Here is a 962-nt window from a genome sequence, read left to right as displayed (position 1 = left end):
TCCATGGTGTTGCCATACTGGTTGATGGAAAGCGTGTACTGCTCCACCGCCCATTCGTCCGGCGACATGCCGTTATCGAAGTTGGTGTTGGCAGTGGGATTGAGCGGCGTGGTGGCGGGCACCAGCAGACCAGCGCGAGTGTCGGTGATGGTCTGACCGATACGGGCTGGAAAATCCATACGATCCGCAATGGAGCGGAACCCCAGCTTGGACTGCAGCGCATCCTGAAACGCGCGGGAGAGAAAGCCCTGCTGGATTATGGGCTGGAGCGAGGCGGGAAAATTGGCGATTGCCATGATTTATGTCCTTGTGATGCCGGAAATACGCCCCGGCATCAGCCGGTCAGCGGAGCCACATCGGCGGCAGTTGGTGTTATTTCAGAGGGTCGGCCAGCGCAGGCCAGCGGCAGCGGCGGCTGACGCCACATCCTTGGTGTCGGCCTTGGTCGCATCGAACGGCGCCGGATCACCCGCCTTGGGCGCGGGCGTCGTCCGGGTCGTGCCGGTTTCGGTGCCGGGCTTGGCAGGTTCGGTGAACAGGTAGGCCCGACTTTCCTTGGCGGCTTCCATCACCGCGTCCAGACCTTCGATCTTGCCATCCTCGCCCATCTTGACGGTGCCGAGGTCGATCAGCTTGACCACATCCTCGGGATTGACTGCGCCCAGACGGACGGCTGCGGCCTTGGCTTCGGCACGGATGACAGCGGCATCTGCCTGCGCCTTCGCTGCCTTTCCTGCCTCATCGGCGGCAGCCTTGGCCTGCTCCACAGCGGCGTTCGCGTCGGCCAATGCCTTTTCACCATCGGCCTTCTGCTTGTCGAACTGCGCCTTGAGGCCGTCGCGGGACTTGATCGCCTCGTCGCGTTCGCCACGAATGGCGTCACGTTCGGTGCGGGCGGATTTCAGTTCGCTACGCACCGTTACGAGGTCCGCGCGTGCCTTTTCCAGTTCGCGCACCGTGTT

Annotated in this window: 1 protein-coding gene and 1 pseudogene; both read right to left on the bottom strand. The window is 63.1% G+C overall.

Annotated features, from left to right (window positions below; translation table 11 throughout):
• A pseudogene (locus tag CFR80_RS18435) lies at positions 1 to 296 on the bottom strand (DUF4043 domain-containing protein); the annotation flags it as partial.
• A gap of 81 nt (positions 297 to 377) precedes the next feature.
• Positions 378 to 962, bottom strand: a 585-nt coding sequence (locus tag CFR80_RS18430; protein WP_258367969.1) for a phage scaffolding protein, incomplete at its 5' end; no start/stop codon positions are given.

The organism is Komagataeibacter oboediens, from assembly GCF_003207815.1.
Lineage (GTDB): Bacteria > Pseudomonadota > Alphaproteobacteria > Acetobacterales > Acetobacteraceae > Komagataeibacter > Komagataeibacter oboediens.
The sequence above is the reverse complement of the archived record's forward strand: the minus strand, read 5'-3'. Positions and strand labels throughout refer to the sequence as shown.